Below are 14,688 nucleotides of genomic sequence, written 5' to 3'. Positions count from 1 at the left end.
GGCGGGCAACACTCTCGCTTAGCGATCCGTGGCTGTGGGCGCGACTATCTGCTCTGCCTCTCTTGTGCGTTCGATCATCGCGGTCGAATGCTCCCGGCGCCGTCGCTGTTCTGCGAACCATCGCCCTATGAGGCCGCGGGAAGCATCGAATGCCCGGCGGTTTATCGCCTGTGCGTCCGCGCGAAGTCCGCCGTACGCCACGAAGAATGCACGCCGAAAGCGCTCGAGTCGCCATCTCTCGGCGAGGTACTGATTGACGTCCTCCCTGAATGCGTAGTCGTCTTCAAGGGTCCCGGCCACCGGATTGAGAGCCGCAGTGGCGCTGGTGCCATCTCCCCACCTATCCAGAAACGGAGGCTCGGTAATCGGAAAGGGCGCATACTTCTCGTTGATGTCCGCGATAACAGCGATGCGATTGAACAGTGCGTCAGCGATCCCACCGCCCGCGTCCCATCCGTCGTACTTATTGACCTGCGCCGTGATGCTGTCGGCGAGGACTTCCACGCGCTCGAAGGCCTCGACCGCACCCTCAACCCACCGGTATCCGAAAACAGGTCGGGCGGTGGGTCCGGGGGCAACCGCTTGGACAGCAGCGCGCAAGCGGTCCATGTTTTCGCCGGCGGGCAACAGCGACGCGGCGCCGCTGCTCGGGAACAGGTGCACCCCACGGAGCGCCAGTTGAGCTACCTCAATTGCGTTCTCCTGCTGCCGACCGACCGCCTCCGCGGCTGCTCGGCGTACAGATCGCTTCTCCGCACACAGCACTGCGGCGGCCACGAGGGCACCAGTTACCACACCGACGATGAGATCCGGCCAGAAAGAAGACATGTCCCACCATCCCGAATCCGACGTAATCGATGCGTGCAACGAGACGAGAGGGCTAAGCCACATGGAAGAACCCAATCACAGAACGGGCGTCGAGCGCCCTCAGCAGTCTTGAAGGTGCAGCTGAAGCACGACGAAGCACGCGATAGGCGAGTCGAAGAAGTTGATGACCGCGAAGAAAGTCGCAGCGCTCGGATCCATGCCTCTGGAAATCCGAACCACTCGCAGCCCGACTCTGCTAACTGGCCGGCAGGCCAATCGTGCATCAAGTCCCGAAGCCGCCAACCCAGAGCATAGATAGTGGGCCAGTCCGCCCAACGAAGCCCCGGTCGCGCCGAGAGGGCCACCGGGGCTTCGATCAGGAGTGATCTATTTCTCCAGGCTGAAGCCGCCTGGCTGCGCCCCGCCGCGCAGATGACGGTACGCAGCTGCCAGATCGCGCAGTGCCGCAGCCTTGGCATTGACGTTCAAATGTTCGGACGTCTTCACCTCCTCGGCCTGCTCCTTGATCGCGTCCATGACCGCCTTGAATGCTTCCTCGTGAGCTATCGCCATGACGCTCCCCCTCTCTCTCTACCCGAGTTCAATGCACGGGTGGCGATTAGCCTAGGGACAGCCGCCGACACCGCGTCGACTGCTAGTCGAGGAAGGACTGCCAATCCTGCGAACTCCATGACCCACTGAACGCTGGCTTCCCGTGAACGCCCCCCATACCAGGCGTTCCCGGAACCGCAGAGAGCGCGGGCACGGCAGGAACATCGGAGAGTTCCGGCTTCGACGGGCCGCTCGTCGCGTTCTGCGCGAAGGTCACTACGTGTCCCTTCAGATCCCAGAACTGTCCTTCCTCGAACCAACCAACGTGCTGCCCTCGAAGCGAGTAAACGAGCTCATCAGATACCAGCCAGCCAATCACTCGCCCGTCAAGCGAGCGCAGTCGGTCATCGTCAATCCATCCCACGACACGTCCATTCCGGTCCCAAAGCGTTTCCATGGGTTGAGCCAATCACCGCGGAGCAACGCCGTGCAACGTCCCGCGTCCGATTTATGCATCCCGCACAGCGCGAGAGGCCCGAACCGAGCCCGGGGCCCCGGCGTCAGCCGCGGAGGGCGAGCGCGAACGGGAGCACCGCGGTGGCCCCGGCACGACGGAGGGTGCGCGCGGCGACCGTCATGGTCCAGCGACTGTCGACGAGGTCGTCGACCAGCAGCACGGGGCCCGCTGGCACCTCGAGGTGCGACGCGTCGAAGCGGTCCCACACGCCCGCGAGCCGGAACACGCTGTTCCCTCCCGACTGGCCGGACGGTCCCCCGCCGCGCAGCTCCAGAGCGCCCAGGTACGGCAGTCGCCCGATGTCGGCCAGTCCTCGCGCCAGCGAGTCCACCAGCAGCGGCCGCGACCGCGAGGGCAGGGCGACCACGGCGACGGGCCGCTCCGCCCACCCCCACCCGGCGAGCACGCGCACGCACGCCTGCACCAGCTGCGGGGTCACCGCGGCATCGGGGGCGCCCGCGGCGAAGGTGTCGCGCAGCGCGCCGCCCCAGCCCAGATCGGTGAGCCGCGCCAGCGCACGCCCCTCCTCGGCCTGCTCGTCCGCGGGGATGCGGCCCTTGACGGGCACGTCGAGGCGGTCGGCGCCGGTCGGCCAGGCGCGCCGCGGCTCGATCGGCACGCCCACGCGGTCGAGCGACTCCGCCGCCTGCGCACTGGCCGTCGACGCCACCTCGGTCGGGAACCAGACGCCCGCGCAGGTGTCGCAGCGACCGCAGGGTGCGGCGGTCTCGTCGTCGAGCGCCCGCTGCAGGAACTCCATGCGGCAGCCGTCGGTCCGCTCGTAGTCGAGCATGTGCTGCTGCTCGGCTACCCGCTCGGCGGCGATGCGCTCGTAGCGCTCGGCGTCGTAGGTCCACGGCGCTCCCGTCGCGATCCAGCCGCCCTGCACGCGCCGCACGGCTCCGTCGACGTCGAGCACCTTGAGCAGCAACTCCAGCGGCGTGCGGCGGATGTCGACCAGGGCCTCCAGCGCCGGGGTCGAGATCGGAGCGTCGCCGAGCGCGGCGATCACCCGTTCGGCGCGCTCACGGTCGGGCATCGACGCGGTCGCGAAGTAGTGCCAGATGTCGCGGTCCTCGACCCCGGGCAGCAGCAGCACGTCGGCGTTGTCGCTCGCTCGGCCCGCACGGCCCACCTGCTGGTAGTACGCGACGGGCGACGACGGCGCGCCGAGGTGCACGACGAAGCCGAGGTCGGGCTTGTCGAAGCCCATGCCCAGGGCGCTGGTGGCCACGAGCGCCTTGACCTCGTTGCGCTTGAGCATGCCCTCCGACTCGGCGCGCTCCTCGGCATCGGTCTGCCCGGTATAGGCGCGCACCTCATGCCCGTGCTCACGCAGCAGTCGCGCGGTGTCGACGGCCGCGGCGACCGTGAGCGTGTAGATGATGCCGGAGCCCGGAAGGTCGTCGAGGTGGCTCAGCAGCCAGGCCAGGCGGCTGGCCGAGTCGCGCAGGCGCAGCACGCCGAGCCGCAGCGACGTGCGGGCCAGGGGTCCGCGGATCGTCAGCACCGGCACGGCTCCCGCACCGGTACCCGCATCCGCACCCGCACCCGCACCCGGTGCAGCGGACGCCACAGCCCCACCGGTCTCCCCGGTCGGCAGCGCTCCGAGCTGCTCGGCGACGTCGGCCACCACGCGGCTGTTGGCGGTCGCGGTCGTGGCCAGGACCGGCACGTCGGTCGGGAGCTGGCCGATCAGGTCGCGCAGGCGGCGGTAGTCGGGCCGGAAGTCGTGCCCCCAGTCGCTGATGCAGTGCGCCTCGTCGATGACGAGCATGCCGAGGCGGGCCACGAGCGCGGGCAGCTGCTGCTCGCGGAAGGCGGGGTTGTTGAGCCGCTCGGGCGACACCAGCAGCACGTCGACCTCGTCGCGCGCGAGCCGCCCCTCCACCTCCGCCCACTCGTGCGCGTTCGTGGAGTTGATCGCCACCGCCCGCACGCCCGCGCGCTCGGCGGCCGCGATCTGATCGCGCATGAGGGCGAGCAGCGGCGACACCAGCACGGTGGGGCCCGCGCCCTGCCGTCGGCGCAGCAGCGTCGCGACGAAGTACACCGCGGACTTGCCCCAGCCGGTGCGCTGCACCACGAGCGCGCGGCGGCGCCCCTCCACCAGGGCCTCGATCGCCTCGTACTGCCCGTCGTGGAAGTCGACGTCGGCGCGCCCGACCAGCTCGGCGAGGGCGGCGCGGGCGGTGTCGCGGGCGGTGTCGGCGGGTGCGGAGGTCATGTCCTCCACTCTGCCGCACACCGCCGACAGCCCGGTCGTCGCGGCCCGCGATCGGGGGACGGCTGCCGCATGGCGTCTAGCGTGGAGGGATGATCACGCGCGAACTCGCCGTCGCCCTGCGCGATGCGGGACTCACCTGGCACCCCGCGGAGGGCGACCGTTTCCAGCTGGACCTCCCCGACGAGGTGGAGCTGGAGGCCGAGGCCGACGTGTTCACCGTGAGCGGGATGACGATCGAGGCGCGGCAGTCCCCCAGCGGCACCGACCTGGCGTTCAACGGCACGACCGAGTGGGCGCTCGATGCGGTGACCCTGGCTGATGCGGTGTGGTTGCCCCGCGAGGATCAGCTGCGCGAACTTCTCCGCGGTACGTTCCGCGCCCTCGTCCGGCTGCCAGACACGTTCCGCGTGGAGATCGAGATCGCCGGGGAGCCGCTGACGTTCGAGCACCCCGACCCCGCGGAGGCCTACGGCCGGGCCCTGCTCGCGCTCGTGTCGCGCTCGCTCTGATCCGGCGCCGGTTGAATACCGACGATCGCTGTGTCAGAATTACCTAACGATCGGTCAGTAAAGAAGGCCGGATGGCGAGGAGTCGACGATGACCAGTCCTGCAGACCTGTCCCTCGTGACGGACGAGGCCTCCGCGGAGGAGCGCCTGTTCGAGGAGCTCATCGCGAACGAGCAGCGCATCGAGCCGCGCGACTGGATGCCGGAGGCATACCGCAAGACGCTCATCCGGCAGATCTCCCAGCACGCGCACTCCGAGATCATCGGCATGCAGCCGGAGGGCAACTGGATCACGCGCGCGCCCAGCCTCAAGCGCAAGGCCATCCTGATGGCGAAGGTGCAGGACGAGGCCGGACACGGGCTCTACCTCTACTCCGCGGCGCAGACCCTCGGCATCACGCGCGACGAGATGATGGACCAGCTCATCTCCGGCAAGGCCAAGTACTCGTCGATCTTCAACTACCCCACCCCCACCTGGGCCGACATGGGGGCGATCGGCTGGCTCGTCGACGGCGCCGCCATCTGCAACCAGGTGCCGCTGTGCCGCGCCTCCTACGGCCCCTACGGCCGGGCGATGGTGCGCATCTGCAAGGAGGAGTCGTTCCACCAGCGGCAGGGCTTCGAGATCCTCCTCACCCTCATGCGCGGCACGGAGGAGCAGCGGCAGATGGCGCAGGACGCCGTGGACCGCTGGTACTGGCCGAGCCTGGCGATGTTCGGCCCGCCCGACGACCAGTCCCCCAACTCCGCACAGTCGATGGCCTGGAAGATCAAGCGCTTCTCCAATGACGAGCTGCGCCAGCGCTTCGTGAGCATGCTCGTGCCCCAGGCCGAGATCCTCGGCGTCACCCTGCCCGACCCCGACCTGCGCTTCGACGAGGAGACCGGCCGCTACGAGATGGGCGAGATCGACTGGGACGAGTTCTTCCAGGTGCTGCGCGGCAACGGACCGTGCAACGCGGAAAGGCTGGAGCGCCGCCGCACCGCCCACGAGGAGGGCGCCTGGGTGCGCGAGGCCGCCGCCGAGTACGCCCGCAAGCAGGCCCTCAAGACGAAGGCGGTCGCGTGATGGCCACCCCCGGCGCCGACGAGCGCGAGCCCTGGCCCCTGTGGGAGATCTTCGTGCGCGCGAACCGCGGCCTGAGCCACGTGCACGTCGGCTCGTTGCACGCGCCAGACGCCGACATGGCGATCCGCAACGCCCGCGACCTCTACACCCGGCGCGGCGAGGGCGTGTCGATCTGGGCCGTGCCGGCCGACGCCATCACCACCAGCGACCCCGACGCCAAGGGGGCCTACTTCGAGAGCCCGGCCGGCAAGAACTACCGGCACGCGGTGTACTACACCGCCTCCGAGGGGGTGCCGCACCTGTGAGCGCGCAGCAGCACGGGCACACCGACGTGCACGGAACCGACGTGCACGGAGACGTCTCGGTCGACGAACTGCGGCTGAGCGAGGAGCTGGCGGGCGCCGGCACCACCGCGACCAGCGCCGACCTCGCCGAGTACGCGCTCTGGCTGGGCGACGACGCCCTGATCCTGTCGCAGCAGCTCGGCGCGTGGATCTCCCGCGCGCCGGAGCTGGAGGAGGACGTGGCGCTCGGCAACATCGCGCTCGACCTGCTCGGGCATGCCCGCTCGTTCCTGCACTTCGCCGGATCCTGGGACGGCCGCTCCGAGGACGACCTGGCCTACTTCCGCGACGAGCCCGAGTTCCGCAGCGCCTGGATCGTGGAGCAGCCCAACGGCGATTTCGCCCAGACCATCGCGCGGCAGTTCGTCGTGTCGGTGTACCTCGTGGAGCTGTACGCCGCCCTGCGCGCGAGCTCGGAGCCCACGTTGGCGGCGATCGCGGAAAAGGCCCTCAAGGAGGTCGACTACCACCGCGACCACGCCGTGCAGTGGGTGCTGCGGCTCGCGGGCGGCACGGACGAGTCTCGCGCGCGGATGATCCGGGCCCTGACCGACGTGTGGCCGTATGTCGACGAGCTGTTCCGCGACGAGCCGCTCATCGATCGACTCGGCGACGCGGCCGTGCGCCCCTCCGCGCTGCGCCCGGGGTTCGACGCGGTCGTGGACACCGTGTTCGCCGAGGCCGACCTCGCCGTCCCCGCGGTGTCGGCGTCGTCGGCGGGCGGCCGCCGCGGCGCTCATGCGACCCCGCTGGGCCACCTCCTCGCCGAGATGCAGGTGCTGGCGCGACGGCACCCGGGGGCGTCGTGGTGACCGGCACAGCGGCCGGGTCGCGGGCCGAGGCGTGGCGGATCGCCGCGGCCGTGCCCGATCCCGAGGTGCCCGTGCTCACGATCGAGGACCTCGGCGTGCTGCGCGCGGTCGAGGTGCACGGCGACACGGTGCGGGTCGACATCACCCCGACGTACAGCGGCTGCCCGGCGATGGACACCATCCGCGACGACGTCGTGCTGGCGCTCACCGCGGCGGGCTGGGCGCAGGTCGAGGTGCGGCTCGTGCTGTCCCCCGCGTGGACCACCGACTGGATGAGCGACGCCGGCGCGCAGAAGCTCCGGGAGTACGGCATCGCCCCGCCCAGCGGCCGCGCCGCGGTGTCGTCGGGGCCCATCCGGCTCGCGCTGAGCGTGCGGTGCCCGCGCTGCGGCTCGCTCGACACCCGTGAGGTGTCGCGCTTCGGCTCGACCTCGTGCAAGGCGCTGTACGAGTGCCGCGCGTGCCTGGAACCCTTCGACCACTTCAAGGTGCACTGATGTCGCTGTTCTCCCCCGCGCGGGCGACGCCGCCCGCGGCCGCCGCACCCGTCTCCCGCGAGCGCACGCGCGCGCGGTTCCACACGCTCGAGGTCGAGGACGTGCGTCCGCTGACCGAGGATTCCGTCGAGGTCACCTTCACGGTGCCGCCCGAGCTCGCCGACGACTACGACCATCTGCCGGGCCAGTATGTGGCGCTGCGCACGACCCTCGACGGCGAGGAGGTGCGGCGTTCGTACTCGCTGTGCCGCGCTCCCGAGCACCGCACCGACGGACGGCCGACGCGCCTGAGCGTGGCGGTCAAGCGCGACGAGGGCGGGCTCTTCTCCACGTGGGCGCAGACGGGTCTGCACCCCGGCTTCCGCATCGACGTGATGAGCCCGCAGGGCACCTTCACCTCGGGGCTCGACGACCTCGACCAGAAGCACGTGGTGGGCATCGCCGCCGGATCGGGCATCACTCCGCTGATGGCTCTCGCGCACACCGTGCTGACGCGGTCGCGGACCTCGCGGTTCACGCTGCTGTTCACGAACCGCTCGACCCTCGACGTGATGTTCCTGGAGGACCTCGCCGACCTGAAGGACCGCTACCCCACCCGGCTCACGCTGCATCACGTGCTGTCGCGCGAGCAGCGCACGGCCCCCGTGCTGTCCGGCCGCCTCGACGAGCCCAAGCTGCGCACGATCCTCGGATCGCTGATCGACCCCTCCGATGTGGACGAGTGGTTCCTGTGCGGGCCGCTCGCGCTCGTCGACCTGTGCCGCGCGGTGCTCGCCGACGTGGGCGTGCCGCGCGAGCACATCCGGTTCGAGCTGTTCACCACGGGTGACGAGCCGGTGCGGGCCGCGCGCCCCGTGACGGTGAGCGCCGGGGAGAAGACGGTGCGCATCGAGGTGAACCTCGACGGCGTCTCCTCGACGGTGGAGAGCCCCGTGGCGGCACGCGAGTCGGTGCTCAACGCGGCCCTGCGGGTGCGCCCCGACGCCCCGTTCGCGTGTGCGGGCGGCGTGTGCGGCACGTGTCGCGCGCGGGTGATCGAGGGCAGCGTCACCATGACGGAGAACTACGCGCTGGAACCCGACGAGCTCGAGCGCGGCTACGTGCTGACGTGCCAGTCCCACCCCACGAGCGACCGCCTGGTCGTCGACTACGACGTCTGATCCGGAGGGCCCCATGATCGACCTCACCATCGCCGACGACGTCGCCACGGTCGTCCTGAACGCGCCCGCGAAGCTCAACGCCCTCGACGATACCGCGCTCGACGAGCTCGACGCCGCCTACGACGCGGCGGAGGACGCCGGGGTACGGGCGCTCGTCCTGCGCGGCGAGGGCAGGGCGTTCTGCGCCGGTCGCGACATCTCGGCGGTCGACCCGCGCGACGACGACGTGCTCGGCTACCTCGGCGGCGCGGTGACCCCGCTGCTGCAGCGCATGGCGCGGTTCCCCGCACCGACGTTCGCGGTCGCGCACGGGGCCTGTCTGGGCGTCGGACTCGGACTGCTGATCGCGACCGACGTGGTGTACGTGGCCGAGTCCGCGAAGATCGGCTCCCCGTTCGCGGCCCTGGGGGCCACGCTCGACTCCGGTGGTCACGCGCTGTTCCTCGACCGGCTCGGCGCGCACAAGACGCTCGACCTCATCTATACCGGGCGCCTGATGAGCGGAACCGAGGCCGTGCAGTCGGGCCTGTTCTCCCGCGTGTTCCCCGACGACGAGGTGGTGTCGGCGACCGCGGAGGCCGCCGCCGCTGCTGCCCGGGGCGCGACGGCAGCGTTCCTGGCGAGCAAGGAGCTCGTGGCGCGGATCCGCGACGAGAGGCTGACGCTGTGGGACGCGGTCGGCATCGAGAACGCGGCGCAGGCCGCCCTGTGCGACACCGACGACTACCGCGAGGGCTTCGCCGCGTTCCAGGAGAAGCGCAGGCCGAAGTTCCGCGGGCGCTGAACGAGCGACCCCGCCCCGGGGCGGGCGGTGTCAAGCTCCTTCCGCGGTGTCCGCGGCCGGTGGCATGATGCGGGGATGCTGCTCTCCGAGCTCGTCACCACGACCGAGAAGGTCGCGTCCACCTCGTCGCGCCTCGCCAAGATCGACGCGATCGCCGAGCTGCTGCGCGGTGCGGACGAGGCCGTCGTGCCCGCGCTCGTGGGTCTCCTGCTCGCCTCCCCGCGGCAGGGGCGACTGGGGGTGGGCTGGCGCGGGCTGTCGTCACTCGACATCGCGCACGCCGCGGAGTCGAGTCTCACGATCGCCGAGGTCGACCACGCGTTCGAGGAGCTGTCCACGGCGTCGGGCGCCGGATCCGCCGGGGTCCGCAGCGACCTCCTGCGCGCCCTGGCCACGCGGTCCACCGCCGCGGAGTGGGACTTCCTCGCCAGGGCCATGCTGGGCGAGCTGCGCACGGGGGCGCTCGGCGGCGTGCTGCTCGACGCGATCGCCCGGGCGTCCGATCAGCCCATCGCCCTCGTGCGACGCGCGGCGATGCTCTCGGGCGACCTCGGCGAGACCGCCCGTCTGGCGCTGACCGGAGACGAGGGCGCGCTGGAGGAGGTCGGGCTCCGGGTGGGCCGCCCGGTGCTGCCCATGCTGGCGGCGACCGCGGCCACGCCCACCGCCGCGCTCGAGATCACGGGCCGCGCCTCCGTGGAGTACAAGCTCGACGGCGCCCGCATCCAGGTGCACCGGCACGGCGACGACGTGGGCATCTACACCCGCAGCCTCGCCGATGTCACGCACCGCCTGCCGGAGATCGTCGAGATAGTGCGGGCGCTGCCCGCACACGACGTGATCCTCGACGGCGAGACGCTGTCGCTCGACGAAGACGGCGGGCCGCGACCGTTCCAGGAGACCATGTCGCGGTTCGGGGCCGACGCCGCGCGCGAACTCGCCCTGCGACCGTGGTTCTTCGACGTGCTGCACCTCGACGGCCGCGACCTGCTCGACGAGCCGCTGTCCGTGCGCCAGGAGGTACTCGCGGCCGTCGCGGGCGACTGGCGCATGCCCGGGATCGTGACGGACGACCCCGAGGCCGCCGAGCAGCTGTCGCGCGAGGCCCTCGCGGCCGGACACGAGGGCGTGGTGGTCAAGGCCGTCGACGCCCCCTACGCCGCCGGCCGCCGCGGCAAGTCCTGGGTCAAGGTCAAGCCCGTCCTCACGTACGACCTGGTCGTGCTCGGGGCCGAATGGGGCTCCGGCCGTCGCCGCGGGTGGCTGTCGAACCTGCACCTCGGCGCCCGCGATCCGGAGGGCGAGTTCGGCGACCCCGGCTCGTTCGTGATGGTGGGCAAGACGTTCAAGGGCCTGACCGATGCGCTGCTGGAGTGGCAGACCGAGGAGTTCCCGGCGCACGAGTCGCATCGCACCGCCTCGACCGTGTTCCTGCGACCGGAGCTGGTGGTGGAGATCGCGATCGACGGCGTGCAACGGTCGCCGCGCTACCCGGGGGGACTGGCGCTGCGGTTCGCCAGGGTCAAGCGCTACCGCGACGACAAGACCCCGGCCGAGGCCGACACGATCCAGACGCTGCGGGCGCTGCTGCGCGGCTGAGTCAGGCGGAGGGCGCGAGGCCCTCGTCCTCCTCGCGCACGGTGCCCTGGAACGACCACGGGAAGTTGATCCACAGATCGGTGTCCTTCCAGGCGTAGTCGGGCTGGATGATCGTGGACGGCTTGGTGTAGATCGTCACCGACCGCACGTCGGCGCCCTTGTCCTTCAGCAGCTGCACCGCGAGGGCGAGGGTGCGGCCGGAGTCGGCCACATCGTCCACGAGCAGCACGCGGCGACCGTCGAGGTACGCCATGTCGAGCTCGGGCGGCAGCACCTCGGGGGCGTCGAGCACCGTGCCGATGCCGGTGTAGAACTCGACGTTGATCGCGCCGCAGTTCTTCGCGCCGAGGCCGTAGGCGATGGCACCGGCGGGGAGCAGTCCCCCGCGGGCGATCGCGACGACCACCTCCGGCTCGAAGCCGCTGGCGAGGATGCTCCGCGCCAGGTCGCGCGTCGCCGCGCCGAAGCCGTCCCAGGTGAGCGTCTCGCGCTCGATCGCCGCATCCGTCATCGATCCATTCTCGCGCATCCGCGAGGCAGGAGCCGCCGCTAGACTGGGCTGGTCCGGCCCGGCCGGTGCCTGAAAAAGAGGCACGAAGCGCTTCGCGATGTCGCGGAGGCGAGACACATACGGATCCCGCAGTCCCTCCGTCCCTGTCTCTCGAAAGGCACCCCCATGCCCACGGTCTCCGCGCACGTCGCCCTCACCCTCGCCCAGCACGTCGATGCCGTCTTCGGGGTGATGGGCAACGGCAACGCCTACTTCCTCGACGCGATCGAGAAGCACACCGACGCCGTCTTCACGGCCGTGCGGCACGAGCAGGGCGCCGTGGTCGCCGCGGACGCGCACTTCCGCGCCTCCGGGCGCATCGCCGCCGGCACCTCGACCTATGGCGCGGGCTTCACGAACACCATCACGGCGCTGGCCGAGGCCGTGCAGGCGCACGTCCCGCTCGTGCTCGTGGTGGGCGACGAGCCCACGTCGGGCCCCCGCCCGTGGGACGTGGATCAGATCGCGCTCGCCTCGGCCGTCGGCGCCCGCACCTACACCGTCGGCCGCGCGGACGCCGCGGCGACCACGGTCATCGCGGTGGAGCACGCACTGACGTACCGCGTGCCGGTCGTGCTCGCGATCCCCTACGACGTGGCGGCGCTGGAGGCCGGGGAGGTCCCGACGGTGCCCGCGCCCCGGCTGCCCGCTCCCCTCGCGCCCCGTGGCGAGTTCGCGGAGGGCATGCTCGACGAGATCGCGGAGGCGCTGCGCGGCGCCGAGCGTCCGTTCCTCCTCGCCGGCCGCGGCGCGTGGCTCGCCGGAGCGGGCGCCGCCCTGGGCGAGCTGGCCGCCCTGACCGGTGCGCTCACCGCCTCGTCCGCCCTCGGTCGCGGCGTCTTCCCCGAGTCGCGGTACGACCTGGGCGTGACGGGCGGGTTCGGTGCCGACGGGGCCATGCAGCTCGTGCGCACGGCCGACGTCGCCGTGGTTTTCGGTGCCTCGCTCAACCAGTTCACGATGCGGTTCGGCGAGCTGTTCGCCCCGGGCACGCGGGTGTTCCAGATCGACGTCGCCCCGGCCGCGACGCACGCCCACGTCGGCGGGTTCGTGCGGGCCGACGCGCGGCTCGCCGCCGAGGCGCTCGTGACACGGCTCACCGGCGCCACTCCCCCGACCGCCGGGGACGACCTCGGCGACGAGAGCCGGCACTCCGGCACCGGCTCCGCGGTGGAGCACGCGACGCCGGCCCGTCCGTGGCGCGAGAGCGTCGATGTCGCAGCCGCGCGCACGTACGACGCCGGTGACGAGCTCGCGCCCGACGGACGCCTCGACCCCCGCTCGGCCGCGCGTCGCATCGCCGAGCTGCTGCCGGAGGACCGCGTGGTGGTGTCGGACGGCGGGCACTTCATCGGCTGGGCGAACATGTACTGGCCTGTCGCGGCGCCCGACCGCATGATGATGGTCGGCACGGCGTTCCAGTCGATCGGTCAGGGCTGGCCGAGCGTGGTGGGCGCCGCCCTGGCCCGCCGGGACTCCACGATCGTGCTGACCTCGGGCGACGGCGGCGGGCTGATGGCGATCGCCGACCTGGAGTCGGCCGTCCGCGCGGCGGGTGGGCGCGGGCTGGCGGTCGTGTGGAACGACGCGGCCTACGGCGCCGAGGTCAACCTCTACGGCCTGAAGGGACTCGCCGAGGCGCCGATGCGCATCCCCGAGGTCGACTTCGCGGCGTTCGGTGCCGCGGTCGGGGCGGAGGGGCTGGTGGTGCGCACGCTGGCCGACCTCGACCGGCTCGCCGCGTGGACCGCCGAGGATCCGGCGACGCGCCGCTTCCTCGTCGTCGACCTGCGCATCTCCGGCGACGTGATCGCCCCGTATCAGCAGGAGATCATCCGCGTGAACTCCTGACAGGGCCCGCCGCTAGGCTCGCCCCATGACGGATGCCCCCGAGATCCTCCGCTTCAGCGCGTTCGCGGCGACGCCGGACGGCGGCAACCCCGCGGGGGTGGTGCTCGACGCCGGAGGCCTCGACGATGCGGAGATGCAGCGGATCGCGGCCGACGTCGGGTACTCCGAAACCGCGTTCGTGACCGGCGCCTCCGATGACGGGGCACGGCTGCGGGTGCGGTACTGGTCGCCGGCCGCGGAGGTCCCCTTCTGCGGTCACGCGACGGTGGCGACGGCGGTGGCACTGGCGGAGCGCGACGGCCCGGGCACGGTGGTGTTCGAGACGGCCGCCGGTGCCGTGACGATGGAGTCGTTCGCCGACGCGGACGGGCAGGTGACGGTGTCGTTCACGAGCGTCGAGCCGCAGGTGCGCGACCTCGACCCGGCGGTGCGCGACCGGCTGCTCGGGCTGCTCGGGATGACCGCGGACGACGTCGACCCCCGCTTCCCCGTGCGGGAGGCGTTCGCGGGCAACTGGCACCCGATCGTCTTCGTCGCCGACCGTGAGCTGTTCCACCAGTTCCGCTTCGCCCCGGCCGCGGTCGCCGCCCTCATGCGCGAGCAGGGCTGGCTCGGCACGGTGACCGTGCTGCACGCCGAGGATCCGGCCGACATCGAGGCCCGCAACCTGTTCCCGGTCGGGCGCATCACGGAAGATCCGGCGACGGGTTCCGCGGCGGCCTCGGTCGGCGCGTACCTGCGCGCCCAGGGCTTCCCCGGCGACAGCGTGCGCATCCGCCAGGGCGCCCATGTCGGACGCCCCAGCGAACTGCGCGTCGCCGTGCCCGCGACGGGCGGCATCCTCGTCTCCGGCGGCGCGGTGCGGATCGGGTGACGCCCTCTCCCCGCCCGGCGCGCTTCGAGCGTTCAACGTGCTGTCGAGGGCACGGGTCGGCCGCGCGGGCGTCCCGTGCCCCCGACGCGATCCCGTGCACGCGCCGAGACGCGCGTGCCCCTCAGCCCTGCGCGCTGTAGTCCGGGAGCTCCTGCAGGGTCCAGGTGTTGCCGTCGGGGTCGTCGAACGACACGAACCGCCCCCAGTCGAGCTCCTGCACCCCGCGCGCCTCGACGCCGAGGCCGCGCAGATGAGCCAGCGCCTCGTCGGCATCCGGCACGACCACCTGGATCGAGTTCTGCTGCCCGGGCTCCAGCGCGACCCCGAGGCCCGTGCCGAACGCGATCGAACAGGCCGACCCGGGCGGCGTCATCTGCACGAACCGCAGCCCCTCCGTCGGCGTGTGGTCCCAGTCGGCGTGGAAGCCGACCCTCTCGTAGAACTCCTTCGACCGGTCGACGTCCGACACGGGCACGAAGATGAGCTCGATCTTCCACTCCATCACGCACTCCTCCTGTCCGGGCTCCCTCGCCCGTCGC

At 71.6% G+C, this 14,688-nt stretch carries 16 protein-coding genes; 10 read left to right on the top strand and 6 right to left on the bottom strand.

Annotated features, from left to right (window positions below):
- Positions 1-18: 18 nt before the first annotated feature.
- The 4 genes from ACFV3I_RS06710 to ACFV3I_RS06695 form a co-directional block, all read right to left on the bottom strand.
- Positions 19-828 carry a hypothetical protein gene (locus ACFV3I_RS06710; protein ID WP_247638493.1) on the bottom strand — a complete coding sequence of 270 codons (810 nt, stop codon included), beginning with the start codon at positions 826-828 and terminating at the stop codon, positions 19-21.
- A gap of 366 nt (positions 829-1,194) precedes the next feature.
- Positions 1,195-1,344, bottom strand: a complete 150-nt coding sequence (locus ACFV3I_RS06705; protein WP_247638492.1) for a hypothetical protein — start codon at positions 1,342-1,344, stop codon at positions 1,195-1,197.
- A gap of 118 nt (positions 1,345-1,462) precedes the next feature.
- Entirely contained in the window at positions 1,463-1,816 is a 354-nt protein-coding gene (locus ACFV3I_RS06700; RefSeq protein ID WP_378822596.1) for a 4-fold beta flower protein, read from the bottom strand.
- 103 nt (positions 1,817-1,919) lie between these two features.
- Positions 1,920-4,103 carry a DEAD/DEAH box helicase gene (locus tag ACFV3I_RS06695; protein ID WP_378822595.1) on the bottom strand — a complete coding sequence of 728 codons (2,184 nt, stop codon included), beginning with the start codon at positions 4,101-4,103 and terminating at the stop codon, positions 1,920-1,922.
- Positions 4,104-4,192: 89 nt separating this feature from the next.
- Here ACFV3I_RS06695 and ACFV3I_RS06690 point away from each other — a divergent pair, with 89 nt between their 5' ends.
- The 8 genes from ACFV3I_RS06690 to ACFV3I_RS06655 all read left to right on the top strand — a co-directional run bounded on the left by ACFV3I_RS06690 (position 4,193) and on the right by ACFV3I_RS06655 (position 10,874).
- Positions 4,193-4,612, top strand: a complete 420-nt coding sequence (locus tag ACFV3I_RS06690) for a pilus assembly protein CpaE (RefSeq protein ID WP_378822594.1) — start codon at positions 4,193-4,195, stop codon at positions 4,610-4,612.
- 88 nt (positions 4,613-4,700) lie between these two features.
- Positions 4,701-5,678, top strand: coding sequence for a 1,2-phenylacetyl-CoA epoxidase subunit PaaA (gene paaA, locus ACFV3I_RS06685; RefSeq protein WP_136030268.1), 978 nt, complete (start codon positions 4,701-4,703; stop codon positions 5,676-5,678).
- A complete protein-coding gene (gene paaB / locus ACFV3I_RS06680; protein WP_042539384.1) occupies positions 5,678-5,983 on the top strand; it encodes a 1,2-phenylacetyl-CoA epoxidase subunit PaaB in 306 nt (101 codons plus the stop codon). Before paaA ends, paaB begins: the two co-directional genes overlap by 1 nt.
- Positions 5,980-6,834, top strand: coding sequence for a 1,2-phenylacetyl-CoA epoxidase subunit PaaC (gene paaC, locus ACFV3I_RS06675; RefSeq protein WP_366627194.1), 855 nt, complete (start codon positions 5,980-5,982; stop codon positions 6,832-6,834). The genes paaB and paaC overlap by 4 nt, the downstream gene beginning before the upstream one ends.
- A complete protein-coding gene (paaD, locus tag ACFV3I_RS06670; RefSeq protein WP_136035818.1) occupies positions 6,831-7,331 on the top strand; it encodes a 1,2-phenylacetyl-CoA epoxidase subunit PaaD in 501 nt (166 codons plus the stop codon). The genes paaC and paaD overlap by 4 nt, the downstream gene beginning before the upstream one ends.
- On the top strand, positions 7,331-8,491 hold the full coding sequence (gene paaE, locus ACFV3I_RS06665; protein ID WP_378822593.1) for a 1,2-phenylacetyl-CoA epoxidase subunit PaaE: 1,161 nt from the start codon (positions 7,331-7,333) through the stop codon (positions 8,489-8,491). The genes paaD and paaE overlap by 1 nt, the downstream gene beginning before the upstream one ends.
- A 13-nt stretch (positions 8,492-8,504) precedes the next feature.
- Positions 8,505-9,275, top strand: coding sequence for an enoyl-CoA hydratase/isomerase family protein (locus ACFV3I_RS06660; protein ID WP_378822592.1), 771 nt, complete (start codon positions 8,505-8,507; stop codon positions 9,273-9,275).
- Between the two features lie 75 nt (positions 9,276-9,350).
- On the top strand, positions 9,351-10,874 hold the full coding sequence (locus tag ACFV3I_RS06655; RefSeq protein WP_378822591.1) for an ATP-dependent DNA ligase: 1,524 nt from the start codon (positions 9,351-9,353) through the stop codon (positions 10,872-10,874).
- Position 10,875: 1 nt separating this feature from the next.
- On the opposite strand, the gene ACFV3I_RS06650 is transcribed toward ACFV3I_RS06655, so the two are convergent.
- The gene (locus ACFV3I_RS06650) at positions 10,876-11,385 is read right to left on the bottom strand and encodes a phosphoribosyltransferase (protein ID WP_136035815.1); all 510 of its coding nucleotides are present in this window, start codon (positions 11,383-11,385) and stop codon (positions 10,876-10,878) included.
- Between the two features lie 165 nt (positions 11,386-11,550).
- On the opposite strand from ACFV3I_RS06650, the gene ACFV3I_RS06645 reads away from it, so the two are divergent.
- Positions 11,551-13,275, top strand: coding sequence for a thiamine pyrophosphate-binding protein (locus ACFV3I_RS06645; protein ID WP_378822589.1), 1,725 nt, complete (start codon positions 11,551-11,553; stop codon positions 13,273-13,275).
- A gap of 25 nt (positions 13,276-13,300) precedes the next feature.
- Positions 13,301-14,149 (top strand): PhzF family phenazine biosynthesis protein, encoded by an 849-nt coding sequence (locus tag ACFV3I_RS06640; RefSeq protein WP_247981371.1) that lies wholly within the window; start codon positions 13,301-13,303, stop codon positions 14,147-14,149.
- 121 nt (positions 14,150-14,270) lie between these two features.
- Here the strand turns inward: ACFV3I_RS06640 and ACFV3I_RS06635 are convergent, their stop codons facing one another.
- Entirely contained in the window at positions 14,271-14,651 is a 381-nt protein-coding gene (locus ACFV3I_RS06635; protein ID WP_136045970.1) for a VOC family protein, read from the bottom strand.
- Between the last annotated feature and the right edge of the window lie 37 nt (positions 14,652-14,688).

The sequence above is a fragment of the Microbacterium sp. NPDC059771 genome, assembly GCF_042732495.1.
In the GTDB taxonomy this organism is placed as follows: Bacteria; Actinomycetota; Actinomycetes; order Actinomycetales; family Microbacteriaceae; genus Microbacterium; species Microbacterium sufflavum.
This window is presented reverse-complemented; position numbering and strand designations above follow the sequence as displayed.

Excerpts from the sequence above, each read along its gene's own strand:
- ACFV3I_RS06705 (WP_247638492.1), bottom strand. The coding sequence starts at position 1,344 with ATGGACGCGATCAAGGAGCAGGCCGAGGAGGTGAAGACGTCCGAACAT.
- ACFV3I_RS06700 (WP_378822596.1), bottom strand. The coding sequence starts at position 1,816 with ATGGAAACGCTTTGGGACCGGAATGGACGTGTCGTGGGATGGATTGAC.
- ACFV3I_RS06710 (WP_247638493.1), bottom strand. The coding sequence starts at position 828 with ATGTCTTCTTTCTGGCCGGATCTCATCGTCGGTGTGGTAACTGGTGCC.
- ACFV3I_RS06660 (WP_378822592.1), top strand. The coding sequence starts at position 8,505 with ATGATCGACCTCACCATCGCCGACGACGTCGCCACGGTCGTCCTGAAC.
- paaA (WP_136030268.1), top strand. The coding sequence starts at position 4,701 with ATGACCAGTCCTGCAGACCTGTCCCTCGTGACGGACGAGGCCTCCGCG.
- ACFV3I_RS06695 (WP_378822595.1), bottom strand. The coding sequence starts at position 4,103 with ATGACCTCCGCACCCGCCGACACCGCCCGCGACACCGCCCGCGCCGCC.
- paaE (WP_378822593.1), top strand. The coding sequence starts at position 7,331 with ATGTCGCTGTTCTCCCCCGCGCGGGCGACGCCGCCCGCGGCCGCCGCA.
- ACFV3I_RS06690 (WP_378822594.1), top strand. The coding sequence starts at position 4,193 with ATGATCACGCGCGAACTCGCCGTCGCCCTGCGCGATGCGGGACTCACC.
- ACFV3I_RS06655 (WP_378822591.1), top strand. The coding sequence starts at position 9,351 with ATGCTGCTCTCCGAGCTCGTCACCACGACCGAGAAGGTCGCGTCCACC.
- ACFV3I_RS06640 (WP_247981371.1), top strand. The coding sequence starts at position 13,301 with ATGACGGATGCCCCCGAGATCCTCCGCTTCAGCGCGTTCGCGGCGACG.
- ACFV3I_RS06650 (WP_136035815.1), bottom strand. The coding sequence starts at position 11,385 with ATGACGGATGCGGCGATCGAGCGCGAGACGCTCACCTGGGACGGCTTC.
- paaB (WP_042539384.1), top strand. The coding sequence starts at position 5,678 with ATGGCCACCCCCGGCGCCGACGAGCGCGAGCCCTGGCCCCTGTGGGAG.
- ACFV3I_RS06635 (WP_136045970.1), bottom strand. The coding sequence starts at position 14,651 with ATGGAGTGGAAGATCGAGCTCATCTTCGTGCCCGTGTCGGACGTCGAC.
- ACFV3I_RS06645 (WP_378822589.1), top strand. The coding sequence starts at position 11,551 with ATGCCCACGGTCTCCGCGCACGTCGCCCTCACCCTCGCCCAGCACGTC.